Here is a 14,707-nt window from a genome sequence, read left to right as displayed (position 1 = left end):
GCGGCACTCCGCGGCCCCGACGCCCGGCCGGCACTCATCTCGACCGGTTGTCGGGATCGAAGGGGTGCTCGTTGCGCGGCTCCATGTCGTCGGTGCCCTGAGCCGCTCGGGTGGCCTCGGTGCTGGGACCGCCGCGCAGGACCCAGGCCAGCGGCACCGCGAGGGCCGCGCCGAGGAGCGGTCCGAGCAGGTAGATCCACAGGGGGCCGCCGTGTCCGCCCACCAGCACCGGTGCCAGGCTCCTGGCCGGGTTCATGGACGCTCCGCTGACGGGGCCCGCCCACAGTCCGGCCAGGGCGATGTAGCCGCCGATGGCGATCGCCGCGTTGTGGCCGATGTTCCGGGCCCCGGAGGACGTGCCGAGGATGACCGTCATCAGTCCGAGGCTCAGCAGGACCTCCAGCGCGAACACGGTACCGACACCGATACCTGCCCCGGGGCGGCTGGCCCCGACCTGCCCGGCCGTCCCGAACAGCGCGCGCAGCACACCGGCCGCCGCGATCGCCCCCGCCAGCTGCGCGGCGACGTACGCCGGAACGCGCCGCCACGGGAAGTGCCCGCGTGCGGCGAAGGCCATGGTCACCGCGGGATTGAGATGGGCCCCGGAGGTCTCGCCCAGTGTGTAGATCAGCGCCAGCACCATCAGCCCCGGGGCGACCACGGCAGCCGGCCGGCCCACCTGACCGCCGGTGGCGCTGTCGACCACGCCCGCGCCGGCGGCGACCAGGACCAGGAAGAACGTCCCCACGCCCTCGGCGCTCAACCGCCGCCACCCGGACCGCTGGCTCGTGGTCATCCGTCCCACCTTCCCGGTGCTTCCTCCACGGTGCGCCGTGCGCGCATCGGTCGGCCAGGGCCCATCGGGCCACCTCGGCGAGCACTCGGATGCGTACGTTCCCGGTGTCCTCTGCGGCAGGGCCGGGCCGCGGCGACAATCGAGGCAGGTGTCCGCCGTCCGGTTCAGGAGACGATCGATGGACGAGACCGAGGCCCGCGAGCACGGGCAGCCCCTGCGGGTGTTCCTGCTGGACGACCACGAGGTGGTGCGGCGCGGGGTGCGGGACCTGCTGGAGGCCGAACCCGACATCGAGGTCGTCGGCGAGGGCGGTACCTGCGCGCAGGCGCTGGCCCGGGTGCCCGCCCTGCGGCCCCAGGTCGCGGTGCTGGACGTGCGGCTTCCGGACGGCGACGGGGTGACCGTCTGCCGGGAGCTGCGTGACCGGATGCCCGAGCTGGTGTGCCTGATGCTGACCTCCTTCGACGACGACGAGGCCCTGCTGGACGCGATCATGGCCGGTGCCGCCGGATACGTGCTGAAGCAGGTCAAGGGCGCCGACCTGGTCGCCGCGGTGCGTACGGTGGCGTCGGGGCAGTCGATGCTGGATCCGGCCACCACCCGCAAGCTGATGGAGAGCCTGCGCCACCCCGACGAGTCCGACTCCGAGGCTGCTCTGTCCCAGCTGACCCCGCGCGAGCGGGAGATCCTGGCACTGGTGGGAGAGGGGAAGACCAACCGGGAGATCGGCCAGGACCTCTACCTCGCCGAGAAGACCGTGAAGAACCACGTGTCGCGGCTGCTCGCCAAACTCGGCGTCGAACGCCGGCTCCAGGCAGCCGTGATCGCCGCCCACGCCGACACCGGGCAGCACCCGACCCGGCCGCACCGACCCTGATCGGCCGGGCATGTTGAGCCGGTCGGCCCAAGCCAGGTTCCCGTGTTCGGGCGCACCGTGGGGAGTGAGGCAACAGCCTCGCCCTCACGACCGGGAGCCTGCGATGAGGTACTGGAACGACCATGACATGGGTGGTTGGGGCTTCGGCTTCATGGCCATCGGCATCCTGCTTTTCCTGGGACTGCTGGTCGTCGTCGCGGTCGCCCTGACCCGTCACCTCGGCCACCTGCCCCGGCAAGGCCCGCCCGACGGGCAAGCGTCCACGCCGATGTCGCCGGAACAACTGCTCGCCGAGCGCTTCGCCAGGGGCGAGATCGACGCCGACGAGTACCGCCACCGCCTCGACACCCTGAGATCCGGCCCCGGCGGGCCGGTATCCGGCTGAACCCGCCGAACCAGGGAGAACGCCATGGACACGTTGGCCCTCGACGCCGCCGCGCTGGAGAACCTGCTCTCCGCCGCGGTCGCCGCACCGTCCATCCACAACACCCAGCCCTGGCACTTCCGGCTGGACCCGGACACCTCGACACTCCAGGTACGCGCGCTCCGGGAACGCTCGCTCCCGGTCACGGACCCGGACGAGCGTGCACTGCACATCTCCGTGGGAGCCGCGATCCTCAACCTCCGCATCGCCGCCCGCCGGATGGGCTGGGCGCCGCTGGTCCGGCTGTTGCCCGACTCCGCCGAACCCGGCCTTCTGGCCGCGATCGAGCTGAACGAGCTCTCCTGCGCCCATCTCGCCAGTACCACGGAACTCTACGGCGCGATCTGGCGACGGCACACGGTCCGGACCCCGTTCACCGGGCCGCCGATCCCTGCTGCGGTGCTCGGTCAACTCGCCGAGACGGCGCTGGCGGAGGAAGCACTGCTGCGCTTCCCGGCCGGTGAGGAGCGAAGCCGGCTGCTGCAGCTGACCGCTGAGGCCGAGCGCCGCAACACCACGGATCCCGACCGCAGTGCGGAGAGCCGTAGCTGGATCCAGGGGCCCGATGCTCCCGCGTACGGGATCCCCTTCGCCGCGCTCGGTCCGCAGGACAGCGCCGGGCGGATGCCGATGCGGGACTTCTCCGCCGTCCACCCCGTAGAGCCCCTGCCACCGGCTCCGTTCGAGACGGAGCCGTGCATCGCCGTACTCGCCACCCGAGGCGACGCGCCGGTGGACTGGCTCCGCGCCGGCATCGCGCTGGAGCACGTGCTGCTGGTCGCGACCCTGCACCTGGTCCGGGCGTCACTGCTGCACCAGGCCATGGAATGGCCGGAGCTGCGCTGGGTCGCCCGCGACCCGCAGGAGGGCCCGGGCCACGCGCAGGTGCTGATCCGCCTCGGCTACGGGCCGGAAGGCGCGCCAACCCCCCGCCTTGCCGTTTCCGACGTCCTGGACCCCGAAGACCGTGGCCTCGGCCGGCCATGAGCGGGTCCGGCGGACGAGCCACCCGGCGGAGGGCAACTCCACCCCCGCTCCACGAGCTCACCGGTCCGGATCCGGTGGGCGAAACGCCCCGCACCGCCGGGCCCTGCGCTGCCGAAGGGCGCTGCGAGTCGCAGGACGGTCATGACAACCATGACTCCGGCGGCATCCGAAGGAGATGATCCGCATGACCTTCTCGGCAACCGGGCAGCCGGTGCGCGTCGATGCGCGGCTCGACCTGCCACTGTCACGCTGGTTGTGGCTGGTGAAGTGGATCCTGGCGATCCCGCACTGGATCGTCCTGTTCTTCCTCTGGATCGTCTTCGTCCTCCTCAGCGTGGTCGCCTTCTTCGCGATCCTCTTCACCGGCCGCTACCCGCGCCCGGTCTTCGACTTCAATCTCGGCGTGCTGCGGTGGTCGTGGCGCGTGTCCTACTACGCGTACGGGGCACTGGGCACCGACCGGTACCCGCCGTTCAGCCTGGCCGAGGAGCCGGACTACCCCGCGCGCCTGGACATCGCCTACCCCGAGCAGTTGTCGCGCGGCCTGGTGCTGGTCAAGTGGTGGCTGCTGGCGCTGCCCCAGTACGCCCTCGTGGCGATCTTCGTAGGCGGAGGTGGAAGCCGGGAGAGCTGGGTCGGCGGGGGTCTCGTGGGTCTGCTGGTGCTGTTCGCCGGGCTCGCCCTGGCCGTGACCGGCCGCTACCCGCTCGGGATCTTCGATCTCGTCGTCGGACTGGACCGCTGGGTGCTGAGGGTGGCCGCCTACGCCGCACTGATGACCGACGACTACCCGCCGTTCCGCCTCGACCAGGGCGGCTCCGAACCCGGCATTCCCGACACGGCAGGGCCACGGTGACGGTCGGCCACCGTACCGGCCGGGACCGGACACCCTCGTGACCGCGTCTCCTCCCGGCACCACGCCGCCCTCCGACCTGAGGCCACGGGGTCTGGAGGAGACCGAGGCCGCCCGGCGGCTGGCGCGGCACGGACCCAACGAAATCCGGTCAGCGCCCCGGGTGCCGCTGTGGTCGAGGGTGGCCGTCCAGCTGCGCGACCCGCTGATCATGGTCCTGCTGGCAGCCGTTGCGCTCACTCTGGCGATCGGGGACCACCCGGACGCCGTTGTCATCGCCCTGGTGATCGTGGTCAACACCACGGTAGGGGTGATCCAGGAGATCCGTGCCGACAACGCGGTCGCCGCCCTGTCGGCGATGACCGCCCCCACCGCTCGGGTCCTGCGGGCCGGAACGGAACGCGCGGTGCCCTCCGCCACCGTCGTGCCGGGCGACGTGGTGCTGCTCGGCGAGGGCGACATCGTCCCGGCGGACGCGGTGCTCGACCAGGCATCCGCCCTGCTCGTCGACGAGTCGATGCTGACCGGCGAATCCGTTCCGGTCGACAAGGACCTCCACAGCACACAGTCGAACGCCCGGCACGTCCGGGCGGGCACGGTCGTCGTGCGCGGCCGGGCGGTCGCCACCGTCACGGCCACCGGAGCGGACAGTGCCCTCGGCCGCATCGCAGCCCTCCTCCACCCGAGATCCGAGCCCACCCCGCTGCAGCGACGCCTGGCCGACCTCGGCAAAGTCCTGGCACTGGTGGCCATCTGTCTGTGTGTCGTGGTCTTCGCCCTCGGCCTGGCCCGCGGCCAGCCGCCCGCCGTCATGGGGGTGACGGCCATCAGCCTCGCGGTGGCGGCCGTCCCCGAGTCGCTCCCCGCCGTCGTCACCCTGGCACTCGCCCTCGGTGCGCGTCGCATGGCCGCCCGCAACGCCGTCGTCCGCAGACTCCCGGCCGTGGAGACCCTCGGATCGGTGACCGTGCTCGCCACCGACAAGACCGGCACCCTCACCGAAGGGCGCATGGTCGTCGAACGGATCTGGACGCCCCACGGGACGGCCGCGCTCACCGGCGGCGGCTACGAGCCGCGCGGCGAGATCCTGGTCGACGGCCACCCGGCCGAGCCGGCCGACCTGCGCCCCGTCCAGGACCTGCTGGCCGTGGCGGCATTGTGCAACGACGCCGTGCTACGGCCCCCCGGGGCGGGCGCCCACGACGGGGACGGCCGGTGGACCGCACTCGGCGACCCGACCGAGGCAGCGCTGCTGGCCGCCGCCGCGAAAGCCGGCTGCGACCACGACCGGCTCCTGCGGGAGCGGCCGCGGTGCGGCGAAGCCCCCTTCGACAGCATCCGCAAACGCATGACCACCCTGCACCGCGAGCCTTCGGGCCGGGTCCAGGTCTGCCTGAAGGGCGCCCCCGAAACGGTCCTCGACGCCACCCTGCTCGACGAACCACCGCACCTGTTCGATCGCGCCCACCGGGAGGCCGGCCGCCTCGCCGCGGACGGCTACCGCGTCCTCGCCGTCGCCACCGCTCACCTTCCCGGCCTGCCGGCGCGGGCCGAAGACGCCGAGGCCGGTCTTCGGCTCCTGGGCCTGACCGCGATCAGCGACCCGCCCAAACCCGCCGTTCCCGCCACCCTGGCCGCCTGCCACCGGGCCGGCATCACCACGGTCCTGATCACCGGCGACCACCCCGCCACGGCCCACGCGCTCGCCGTCCGGGTCGGCCTGCTCGACGCCGACGCCCCACCCGCCGACGTGGCCACCGGCCCTGCCCTGGCGGCGGGCGGCGTCGCGGACCCGACCACCGTGCGGGTGTTCGCCCGCACCGACCCCCAGCAGAAGCTCGACATCATCCAGGCCTGGCAGGACCGGGGCGACGTCACCGCCATGACCGGCGACGGCGTCAACGACGGCCCCGCCCTGCGACAGGCCGACATCGGCGTCGCCATGGGACGGCGCGGGACGGAGGTGGCCAGACAGGCCGCCGACCTCGTCCTCGCCGACGACGAGCTGACCAGCGTCGTCGCAGCCGTCGAGGAGGGCCGCCGGGTCTACGACAACATCCGCCGCTTCCTGATCTACGGACTCGCCGGGGGCGCCGCCGAGATCCTCGTCATGCTCCTCGGCCCCGCCGTCGGCCTCGCCCTGCCGCTGCGGGCCGGCCAGATCCTGTGGATCAACCTGCTCACCCACGGCCTGACCGGTGTCGCGACGGGAGCCGAGCCGGTGTCCCCGCACACCATGAGCAGACCCCCGCGTCCGCCGCACGAGCACGTGCTCGGCGCCGGACTCTGGCAGCACGTCCTGATGCTGGGAGCAGTGGTCACCGCGGTGAGCCTCGCGGCCGGCATCTGGGCCCATGAGACGGGGCGCCCGTGGCAGAGCGTTCTGTTCGTCGCACTGCTGGCGGCGCAACTCGGCGTGGTGCTCGGGCTGCGTGACCGACTGTTCACGCGCGAGAACCTCTTCCTGCCCGCCGCCGTCCTGGGCTCGGCGGGACTGGCCTGCGCGGCGCTCTATCTTCCCTTCCTCCGTACGGTTCTGGAAACGGAGCCGCTGGCGTGGCCGGACCTGGCCGCAGCCGCCATGGCGGCGCCCGTCGGATTCGCGGCAGCCCGCCTGAGCACACGATCGGGGCGCCGCGCAGGCCACACCGCCGGCTGAGTCGTTCCACGTGGTTCGGCATGCCCCGGGGGTCACCACCCGGGGGCATCAGGTCGGAGGGACAGCCCGGAGCGCCCGCTCTAGCCTTGGACCCGGGGGCAGCGGAAGCCGTGACACCTGCGAACGGAGCTATGCGGTGGGCTCATCCTCGGAACCGGGCCCCACCGGCTCCGCGCAGCCGAGACTCGACGAGCTCCTGAGCGCCTTGCAGTCGCGTCTGGACACCGCGTACGGCACCAGGAACCGGATCCACAGTCTCCTGGAGGCGGTCCTCGTCGTCGGCCGTGGCCTCGACCTCAGCCAGGTGCTCCAGCACATCGTGGAGGCCGCGGTCACGCTCGTGGACGCGCAGTACGGGGCGCTGGGCGTCATCGGTGAGGACCAGCGGCTGTCGCAGTTCATCCCCGTCGGCATCGACCGGGAGCAGATCGAGCGCATCGGCCCGTTCCCGCGCGGGCACGGCCTCCTGGGCGAGCTGATCCGCCATCCCGAGCCGCTGCGCCTGGCAGAGATCTCCGACCATCCGACCTCGTACGGCGTGCCGGAGCACCATCCGCCGATGCACAGCTTCCTGGGGGTGCCGATCCGAGTCCGCGACAAGGTCTACGGCAACCTCTACCTGACCGAGAAGCGCGGCGGAGCGCAGTTCGACGCCGAGGACGAATCCGTCCTCGCGACCCTGGCGGTGGCGGCCGGCGTGGCGATCGACAACGCCCAGCTGTACACGCGGGCGAGGCTGCGCGAGCGCTGGCTGGCGGCGAACGCGGAGGTCACCAACAGCCTGCTGGCGGGCGGCTCGCAGCAGGAGGTGCTCGACCTGCTGATCGCGCGGGCGGCCGACATCGCCGGCGCGGACCTGACCGTCGTGGCGCTGCCCCTTCCTGACGACCGCAGCCTCGAAGTGCGGGTCGCCGTCGGACTTGACGCCGACGCGCACCGGGGGCTCGTCCTGCCGAGAAAGGGGTCCTTCGTGGGCGCCGCCGTCGAGACCGGCGGGCTGGTCACCACCCCCGACGTGCAGAAGGACCCGAGGATCACGGCCGGGCCACCCCGATGGGCCGGGCTCGGCCCGGCGGTGGCCATACCCATCGGCACGACGGCCGGAGGAGTCCGCGGTGTGCTGATGCTGGCCCGGGCAACGGGCAGGCCCGCTTTCGAGCCGGAGGAGTCCACCCCGCTGGCAGGTTTCGCGGGGCAGGCCGCCGTGGCGATGGAGCTGGCCGAGCGCCGCCGGGACTCCGAGCAGGTCGCGCTCCTGGAGGAGCGCGACCGGATCGCCCGGGACCTGCACGACCTGGCGATCCAGCGGCTCTTCGCCACCGGGATGACCCTGCAGGGCGCGATCCGCTTCATCGAGCACCCCGAGGCGTCGGAGCGGGTGCTGCGGGCCATCGACGACCTCGACGAAACGGTGCGGACGATCCGCTCCAGCATCTTCGGACTGCGGGCGAGGGAGCAGGGACCCGCCGCCCGCGGGCTGCGCGGCAGGGTGCTCGCCGCGGTCGACCGGGCCGCCGCCGGCCTCGGCTTCGCTCCCGGGTTGAGGATGGACGGCCTGCTGGATCTCCGGGTGCCCCCGCCGGTCGCCGACGAGCTGGTCGCCGTCCTGGAGGAGGCCCTGTCGAACGCCGTCCGTCACTCGGGCGCCCACAGGGTCGAGGTGGACCTGAGAGCGGACGGCGAGCTGAACCTGACGGTCACCGACGACGGTGTCGGCCTCCCGTCGGGCGGACCGCGCCGCGGGCTCGCCAACCTCTCGGAGCGGGCGCGGCGCCTCGGTGGGAGCTTCCGGGCCGGTGCAGGCCCCGACGGTGGGACCCGGCTGGTGTGGCGGGTGCCGCTTCCGCCGCCGGAAAGCCGGACGCCATCGAGCTGATCCGCACAGTGGTCGGTGCGGTCGGCGGCGTCGAGCCCCACGCGACGCCGGACCTGGACTCTCACGCAGTGTCAGTCCGCGAGCAGGACGGCGGCGCCGGTGACCCGATCGGCTGCCAGGTCCGCCAGTGCCTGATCGGCACGGTCCATGGCGTACCGCTGCACGTGGACGACCGGACGGTGGAGCGCGGCCTCTGTCAGATAGGCCTGGCCGTCCTCGCGGGTGTTGGCGGTGACACTGCGAAGGGTCCGCTCCTGGAAGAGATGCCGCTGGTAGTCGAGCACCGGGATGTCGGTGAGGTGGATTCCGGCCACCGCCAGCGTTCCACCGCGGTCCAGGGCGGACAGGGCCACCGGCACCAGGTCGCCGACCGGCGCGAAGAGGATCGCCGCATCCAGCGGTTCCGGCGGGGACTCGTACGCGCCGCCGACGGAGGCCGCGCCCAGCTCCGACGCCAGCCGCCGGGCCTCCTCGGCCCGTGTCAGGACGTGCACCACGGCGCCCCTGGCGAGGGCGAGCTGCGCGGTCAGATGGGCGGACGCCCCGAATCCGTAGATCCCCAGCCTGCCGCCGGACGGCAGCTCGGCCCGCTCCAGAGCTCGATAGCCGATGATCCCCGCACACAGCAGCGGCGCCAGTTCCTCGTCGGGCGGCCCCTCCGGCAGCCGGTAGGCGAAGCGGGCGTCGACCACCGTGTACCGGGCGTAGCCGCCGTGGATGTCCCAGCCCGTGTAGCGGGAGCGGGGGCAGAGGTTCTCCCGGCCGGCCCGGCAGTAGCGGCACTCGCCGCAGGCCCGCGCCAGCCAGGCCACGCCCACCCGGTCACCGGGGGAGAAGCCCTGCACTTCGGGGCCGCCGCGAACGACACGGCCCACGATTTCGTGGCCCGGTGTGCACCGCGGCGTACGAGGCCGGAGGTCGCCCTCGGCGAGGTGGAGGTCCGTCCGGCACACACCGCAGGCGGACACCTCGATCAGCAGCTCCCACGGCCCCGGCTCCGGAGCCGTCCGCTCCACCCGTCTCAGCGGACCCGACGCCATCGGGCCCGGACGTTCCACAACCCAGGCCACCATGCGGATCGGGCCGCCGTCGGACGATGGCATCTTCGGCTCCTTCCCCGCGCCCCCCCGCCGGTTCCGGTGAACCCACCAGGACGGCCGGCACGGCGCGAGACTCACCACTCATCCCATCGTCCACCGCACCGGGCCCCGGCGGATCAGGGCCGAACGGCCCTCGATCGGGCCTGAAAGCCCCAGGGCCCGGCGGCACGCCGCGGAGGACGGTGGAGGCAGCCGGGCCGTGTCCGGCAGGTCGGGCGGCCGGGGCTTCGTGGATGCCCTGCGGATCCGGCCCGACCCGGTTCGCCCGGATGCCGCACTCCGGGCCTGTGTTGCCGGGCGCCCGGGCAGACACGGGCAGACAGGAGGCCAGCCTGAAAGCGGCAGTGGGGGATCGGCTGATCATCGACCGCCCCCGGCGAGGCCGTGGCGGTCGTCGGCGCCGGACCGGTCGGACTCGCAGCGATCACCACCGCCAGGCTCTACACGCGGCCGGATCATCGCCGTCGACCTCGACGCCGCCCGTCTCGACGGCGTCCCGTTCAGCGCCTGATCAGAGCCGGAACGGCCTGCCGCGCCCCTGGTGACTCATGAGGGGCGACTCATGAGGTTGTCGATCTCCCGGGATCAAGGACGGGAAGGAGAGAAGGAAATGGGGCCGTTCGGCACACCCTGCGGCCCGAGTGGCCCCCGTAGCGAGGCGACGGAGGCGCGCACGCTGGCCAGTGGGCGGGAACACCCGCCCATGAACTCACCGGAGGAGGTCGGCGCCATGCGCAGGAACTCCCTCGGTGGCCTGCCCCCGGGGCCGACAGGATCTGGTGCACTCGCGACAGGTCACTTCCCGGCCGGTTGGAGAGGTTCCCATCGGTCCGAGGAGCTTGAGCTCCCCGGTGACAGGGAGGCTTCTGCCCGTGGACCGGCGGCTGAAGCCCTCGGAGGTGGACCCGATGGTTCACTCTGACAGCCCGCATGGCGGTATCCCGGAGACCCGGTCGGCGGATGGCGACGGAGCCGGCGAGTGCACGCGGGCACAGAGCCTGGACCTGCTCCGGCAGACAGCGATCGGGCGTCTCATCCACACCGATGATGCGATGCCCGCTGTCACTCCGTCCTGTTTCACCCTGGACGGGCATGGCGAGCTGGTCATCCCCGTACCTGCGAGCTGGCGGGCAGACGTGATGGACGGAGAGGTGGTCGGATTCCAGGCCGACCACTTCGACGAGCAGACGCTTCGAGGGTGGACCGTGCTCATCGTCGGCCGCTCCCACCTGGTGACCGACCCGGTCATGGTCGCGGACCTGCACCACCGGGGCCCCCGCCGGTGGGGACACCAACCGGCCAGGGGCTACTTGACCATCCACCCGGAACTCGTGACCGGCCAAAGGTTCGGACCCTGACCCGACCGGCACCACTGGGGCACACGCTCGCCCCGGCCACCAGGGGGCGGGGGCAAGCCCGTCGTCCCCGGCAGTCCCCGGCGAGGAGGAGCCACCATGGCACCCGGACATCCCAGAGCCGCAGGGCACGCCACCCGGACCACCCTCCGACGACACGTCCGGAGAGCAGCAGGCCGGGATTCGAACCCGCTGAGCCGTCACGACGACGTTCAACGCAGCCGCCTCTTCCTGGCCCTCATGGTCGCCTTGGTGGTCTCCCTCGCCTGCGCGCTGCTGACGGCCCTCCTCGTTCTGCGGGCCGACCAGCGTCAGGCACGGGATGAGGGACAGCACCGCCACCGGACCACCGCGACCACCGTCACAGCGGCGGTACCGGACGGCCCCGGTGAACTCACCGGGGCGGGGCGATACCACGCGCAGGCGGTCTGGCAGTTCCCGGCAGCCGTGCGCGGCAGTGGGCCGGTTGAGGTCGGTCCGGACGCCGGCGTGGGAACAGCGGTCGCCGTCTGGGTCGATGACCAGGGGCGGCCGGCATCCCCGACCCGGCCGGGCACGGAGATCGCCACGACGGCCGTCTTGATCGGGACCGGTGCCATGGCCGGGCTGTCGGGCGCCGCCCTCGCGGGTTACGCGCTCGGGTGCCGCAGGATCAACCGGAAGACGACCGCAGCCTGGGAAACGGAGTGGGAGGGCGTCGAACCCGAGTGGTCCGGCCACCCGCGCCGTCGCCCGGAGGCCGGCGACCAGTGATGGCCGGCGCGAAGCCGCCCGCGGTCCGGAGCGATCAGCGACGCCTTCCCTCGTCACCGGCCCCGCCCGCTCAGGGATACGTCGCCGAGCGCATCGCGCCGCGATCCCGACAGCTCTGCCTCACCCGCGAGGAGCCGGCGGCAGGTGGGGCGACCGGCGCATCACCGCTGCCGGGGCCGCCGTGCCGGGGGCGACTCCTTCGCGGTGATCTCGGTCGGTCGCGGCGTCGGCGGCGCGCTGATGTTCCATGGGGTCCTCCACGCCGGCGCGGGTGGACTGGCCGTCGAGTTCGGCTGTCTGCCGATCGAGCCGGAAGGCCCCGACTGCGCCTGCGGAAACCGCGGTTGTGTGGAGGAGCCGGGGCCGCCGAGCCCCTCGCCGTCGCCCAAGGGGAATGCGGCGCCGCCATCGTGGCCGAGGACGGCCACCAGGTCATCGGCGTGTACTGCTTCTCCTCGCAGAGCAAGAACTACGCGGTGGCGTCCGGCATTCCCTCCTCCGCCCAGGAGCTGGAGCAGCGGAGCACCCAGGTCGTCGGGATGCAGAGGGTCGTGGAAAGACTGGCCAAGTTGAAGCGCCTGGGGATCGCCATCAATCCCTGAGCGGCCATCGCCGCCCGGGCCATGCGCACACGGGAGCCTCCGCAGGTCGAGGGCATTCCCGGACGTAGCCCCGTGGATCGAGGAGGGGCCGGACACGTGAACTGCCGTCGGATCGTCAACACGCCAGCGGGAATTCGCACCAGACGTTCTTGCCGCTGCCGAGTGGCTCCACGCCCCAGCTCCCCGTGAGCGCCTCCACCAGCAGCAGGCCGCGGCCGGAGGTGGCGGTCTCGCCGGGGGTCCGGCGGCGCGGCAGGACGCTGGAGCGGTCCCGGATCTCCAGGCGGATGCAGGGGGCGGTCCCGGCCCGTAGTTCTATGGTGAGCAGTGCGCCCCCGTCGGTGTGGACCAGGGCGTTGGTGATCAGTTCGTCCGCGGTGAGCTCGATGTCGGACTGGAGGTCGGCCGCACCCCACGCGGCCAGAGCCTGCCGGAGCATGGCCCGGGTCTCCGCCAGCCCTTCCGGATCGGCCTGGTGGACGTGCTGGGTCATCTGCCGGGTGGCGTGGGTGCCGGACACGGCCGCGCGGTGCAGCAGCAGGAGCGCCATGTCGTCGCTGCTGTCGAGGCGGTTGGGGTGGCCGGCGCAGAGGTGCTCGGCGAGCGCCTCGGTGTCGAGCGGGCCGGCGCGCATGGCGGCGGCGAGGGCTTCGATGCCGTCCGCGATGTCCTGGCCGGGGTGTTCGACCATGCCGTCGGTGCACAGAAGCAGGGTGTCCGCGGGGTTGAGGTCGAGACGGGTCTCGGGGTAGCCGTCCTGGCCGAACACCGTCGCCACGCCGAGCGGCAGGCCACCGCGGACGCTGGCCCAGCTGGTACGGCCGGTGCTGTGCCGCACGAGTGGTTCGAGGTGGCCGGCCCGCACCAGGCGCAGTGTTCCGGTCTCCAGGTCGGCGTCGACGTAGATGCAGGTCGCGGACCGCTCGGTGTCGAGATCGGCGAGGAACCTGGACGCGCGGGCCATGACCGTGGCGGGAGTGTGCCCCTCGGTGGCGTAGGCCCGCAGGGCGATCCTCAACTGGCCCATGATGGCGGCGGCGTGGCTGTCATGCCCCTCCACGTCGCCGACCACGAGACCCACCCGCCGACCCGGCAGAGGGATGACGTCGTACCAGTCCCCGCCCACCTCGCGTCCGCTGCGGCCGGCGCGGTAGCGGACGGCCACCGCGCCGCCGCTGATCTCGGGGATGCGGCGCGGCAGCATGGTGGTCTGGAGCGTGGTCGCGAATTCGCGTTCCTGGTCGAAGAGCATGGCGCGTTGCAGGGACTGCGCGACGGCGCTGCTGAGCGCGATGCAGATGTTCCGGTCCTCGGTGCTGAAGTGGTGCCTGTCCCGGTAGAACAGGCCCAGCGCGCCGAGGGCGCGGGCCTGGGCGGCCAGGGGCAGGAAGGCCGCCGCCTCGATCCCCATCTCCTCGGCGTAGGGCAGAAGGCGGGGGTAGCGGGTGGTGAGCTCCTCCCTGGTGCTGACGAATCGCGCGCGCCGGGTGAGCACGGCCTCGGACAGCGGCAGCCCGTCCCCCAGGTGGGTCAGCGACAGGTCGTCCTGGGCCCTGAGCTCCGCCGACGGCTGCTCGGTCACGGCGACGAGGCGCATGACGCCCCCGTCCACCAGCCCGAGGGCGAGCCCGTCCGCCCCGAAGCGTCGCAGCCCTTCGCTGTCGGTCAGCACGTTGGTCACGTCGCGGACGGTGACGGCGCGGGCGAGGGCTTCGGTGGTGGCGCGCACGGAGTCGGTCTGGCGGCGCCGGTCGGCGGCGAGCGTCCGCATCCCCTCGGCGTGGGCCAGCTCCTCCTCGGCGTTGCGGACGATGCCGACGATGCGGTACGGGTGCGCCTGCGGGTCGCGCAGGATGCGCCCCTGCGTGTGCGCCCAGCGCAGCGTTCCGTCGCGGCAGACCAGGCGGAAGTAGGACGCGAAGGTCAGGTGTCCCTCCCGCAGCGCGAGCGACACGGCCTCGTCGAGCCGCTCGCTGTCCGTCGGCAGCACCCTGGCGGAGAGTGACGCGGGCACTCCGTCGAACTCGTCGGCCCGTAGGTCGAACACTTCCAGGCCCACGTCGTCGAGGTGGTAGGTGCCCCGGTCGAGGTCCCAGTCGAAGCTGCCCATGCCGTTGAGCGCCAGCCGGTCGTTGGCCGCGGTCGGCTCGCTGTCACCGGGGGAGCCCGACGGCGGCGAGGCAGCACGGGCGGACACGGGGCGGGTGATCTCGGGGTCGTAGCCGCCCGGAGACCTGGACGTGTTCGCCATGGCAGGGCTCCCGTCCGATCGATGGCCCGCTGCCGGATCATCCGCGACAGGCTCGCCGCCGCCGTACGGTCACGGGGAGTGGCGTGCACGTGCGACAACGGGGCGCCGAATGCTCCGCTGCCCGCGCCGGGTCCGTTCCTGGAACGCCTGGTCAGTCTATCCACGGGCCGCCGG

At 72.8% G+C, this 14,707-nt stretch carries 12 protein-coding genes and 2 pseudogenes; 11 read left to right on the top strand and 3 right to left on the bottom strand.

Features of this window, described 5'->3' with window-relative positions:
• Positions 1-34 precede the first annotated feature (34 nt).
• On the bottom strand, positions 35-796 hold the full coding sequence (locus ACZ5WK_RS14360) for an MIP/aquaporin family protein (protein WP_465547635.1): 762 nt from the start codon (positions 794-796) through the stop codon (positions 35-37).
• Positions 797-974: 178 nt separating this feature from the next.
• Here ACZ5WK_RS14360 and ACZ5WK_RS14355 point away from each other — a divergent pair, with 178 nt between their 5' ends.
• The 6 genes from ACZ5WK_RS14355 (at position 975) to ACZ5WK_RS14330 (ending at position 8,472) form a co-directional block, all read left to right on the top strand.
• Positions 975-1,673, top strand: a complete 699-nt coding sequence (locus tag ACZ5WK_RS14355) for a response regulator (protein ID WP_465547634.1) — start codon at positions 975-977, stop codon at positions 1,671-1,673.
• 103 nt (positions 1,674-1,776) lie between these two features.
• Positions 1,777-2,058 carry an SHOCT domain-containing protein gene (locus ACZ5WK_RS14350; protein ID WP_465547633.1) on the top strand — a complete coding sequence of 94 codons (282 nt, stop codon included), beginning with the start codon at positions 1,777-1,779 and terminating at the stop codon, positions 2,056-2,058.
• A 24-nt stretch (positions 2,059-2,082) separates the two neighbouring features.
• Positions 2,083-3,084, top strand: a complete 1,002-nt coding sequence (locus tag ACZ5WK_RS14345) for an Acg family FMN-binding oxidoreductase (protein ID WP_465547632.1) — start codon at positions 2,083-2,085, stop codon at positions 3,082-3,084.
• Positions 3,085-3,268: 184 nt separating this feature from the next.
• Positions 3,269-3,940 (top strand): DUF4389 domain-containing protein, encoded by a 672-nt coding sequence (locus tag ACZ5WK_RS14340; RefSeq protein WP_465547631.1) that lies wholly within the window; start codon positions 3,269-3,271, stop codon positions 3,938-3,940.
• Positions 3,941-3,977: 37 nt separating this feature from the next.
• Positions 3,978-6,596: a cation-translocating P-type ATPase gene (locus ACZ5WK_RS14335; RefSeq protein WP_465547630.1), complete on the top strand. Its 2,619-nt coding sequence runs from the start codon at positions 3,978-3,980 to the stop codon at positions 6,594-6,596.
• A 136-nt stretch (positions 6,597-6,732) separates the two neighbouring features.
• Positions 6,733-8,472 carry a GAF domain-containing sensor histidine kinase gene (locus ACZ5WK_RS14330; RefSeq protein WP_465547629.1) on the top strand — a complete coding sequence of 580 codons (1,740 nt, stop codon included), beginning with the start codon at positions 6,733-6,735 and terminating at the stop codon, positions 8,470-8,472.
• Between the two features lie 71 nt (positions 8,473-8,543).
• On the opposite strand, the gene ACZ5WK_RS14325 is transcribed toward ACZ5WK_RS14330, so the two are convergent.
• Entirely contained in the window at positions 8,544-9,545 is a 1,002-nt protein-coding gene (locus tag ACZ5WK_RS14325; RefSeq protein WP_465547673.1) for a zinc-dependent alcohol dehydrogenase family protein, read from the bottom strand.
• Between the two features lie 399 nt (positions 9,546-9,944).
• Here ACZ5WK_RS14325 and ACZ5WK_RS14320 point away from each other — a divergent pair.
• The 5 genes and pseudogenes from ACZ5WK_RS14320 to ACZ5WK_RS14300 form a co-directional block, all read left to right on the top strand.
• Positions 9,945-10,062: pseudogene (locus ACZ5WK_RS14320) on the top strand (alcohol dehydrogenase); the annotation flags it as partial.
• Between the two features lie 418 nt (positions 10,063-10,480).
• On the top strand, positions 10,481-10,930 hold the full coding sequence (locus tag ACZ5WK_RS14315) for a pyridoxamine 5'-phosphate oxidase family protein (protein WP_465547672.1): 450 nt from the start codon (positions 10,481-10,483) through the stop codon (positions 10,928-10,930).
• A 96-nt stretch (positions 10,931-11,026) separates the two neighbouring features.
• On the top strand, positions 11,027-11,680 hold the full coding sequence (locus tag ACZ5WK_RS14310; RefSeq protein WP_465547628.1) for an Rv1733c family protein: 654 nt from the start codon (positions 11,027-11,029) through the stop codon (positions 11,678-11,680).
• A 240-nt stretch (positions 11,681-11,920) separates the two neighbouring features.
• Positions 11,921-11,977 (top strand): annotated as a pseudogene (locus ACZ5WK_RS14305) (hypothetical protein); the annotation flags it as partial.
• Between the two features lie 47 nt (positions 11,978-12,024).
• Entirely contained in the window at positions 12,025-12,282 is a 258-nt protein-coding gene (locus ACZ5WK_RS14300; RefSeq protein WP_465547677.1) for a hypothetical protein, read from the top strand.
• Between the two features lie 115 nt (positions 12,283-12,397).
• Here the strand turns inward: ACZ5WK_RS14300 and ACZ5WK_RS14295 are convergent, their stop codons facing one another.
• Positions 12,398-14,533 (bottom strand): SpoIIE family protein phosphatase, encoded by a 2,136-nt coding sequence (locus tag ACZ5WK_RS14295; protein ID WP_465547627.1) that lies wholly within the window; start codon positions 14,531-14,533, stop codon positions 12,398-12,400.
• Positions 14,534-14,707: the final 174 nt, after the last annotated feature.

The organism is Kitasatospora sp. NPDC032757, assembly GCF_055579305.1.
The sequence above is the reverse complement of the archived record's forward strand: the minus strand, read 5'-3'. Positions and strand labels throughout refer to the sequence as shown.

Excerpts from the sequence above, each read along its gene's own strand:
- ACZ5WK_RS14360 (WP_465547635.1), bottom strand. The coding sequence starts at position 796 with ATGACCACGAGCCAGCGGTCCGGGTGGCGGCGGTTGAGCGCCGAGGGC.
- ACZ5WK_RS14355 (WP_465547634.1), top strand. The coding sequence starts at position 975 with ATGGACGAGACCGAGGCCCGCGAGCACGGGCAGCCCCTGCGGGTGTTC.
- ACZ5WK_RS14350 (WP_465547633.1), top strand. The coding sequence starts at position 1,777 with ATGAGGTACTGGAACGACCATGACATGGGTGGTTGGGGCTTCGGCTTC.
- ACZ5WK_RS14345 (WP_465547632.1), top strand. The coding sequence starts at position 2,083 with ATGGACACGTTGGCCCTCGACGCCGCCGCGCTGGAGAACCTGCTCTCC.
- ACZ5WK_RS14340 (WP_465547631.1), top strand. The coding sequence starts at position 3,269 with ATGACCTTCTCGGCAACCGGGCAGCCGGTGCGCGTCGATGCGCGGCTC.
- ACZ5WK_RS14325 (WP_465547673.1), bottom strand. The coding sequence starts at position 9,545 with ATGGTGGCCTGGGTTGTGGAACGTCCGGGCCCGATGGCGTCGGGTCCG.
- ACZ5WK_RS14315 (WP_465547672.1), top strand. The coding sequence starts at position 10,481 with ATGGTTCACTCTGACAGCCCGCATGGCGGTATCCCGGAGACCCGGTCG.
- ACZ5WK_RS14310 (WP_465547628.1), top strand. The coding sequence starts at position 11,027 with ATGGCACCCGGACATCCCAGAGCCGCAGGGCACGCCACCCGGACCACC.
- ACZ5WK_RS14295 (WP_465547627.1), bottom strand. The coding sequence starts at position 14,533 with ATGGCGAACACGTCCAGGTCTCCGGGCGGCTACGACCCCGAGATCACC.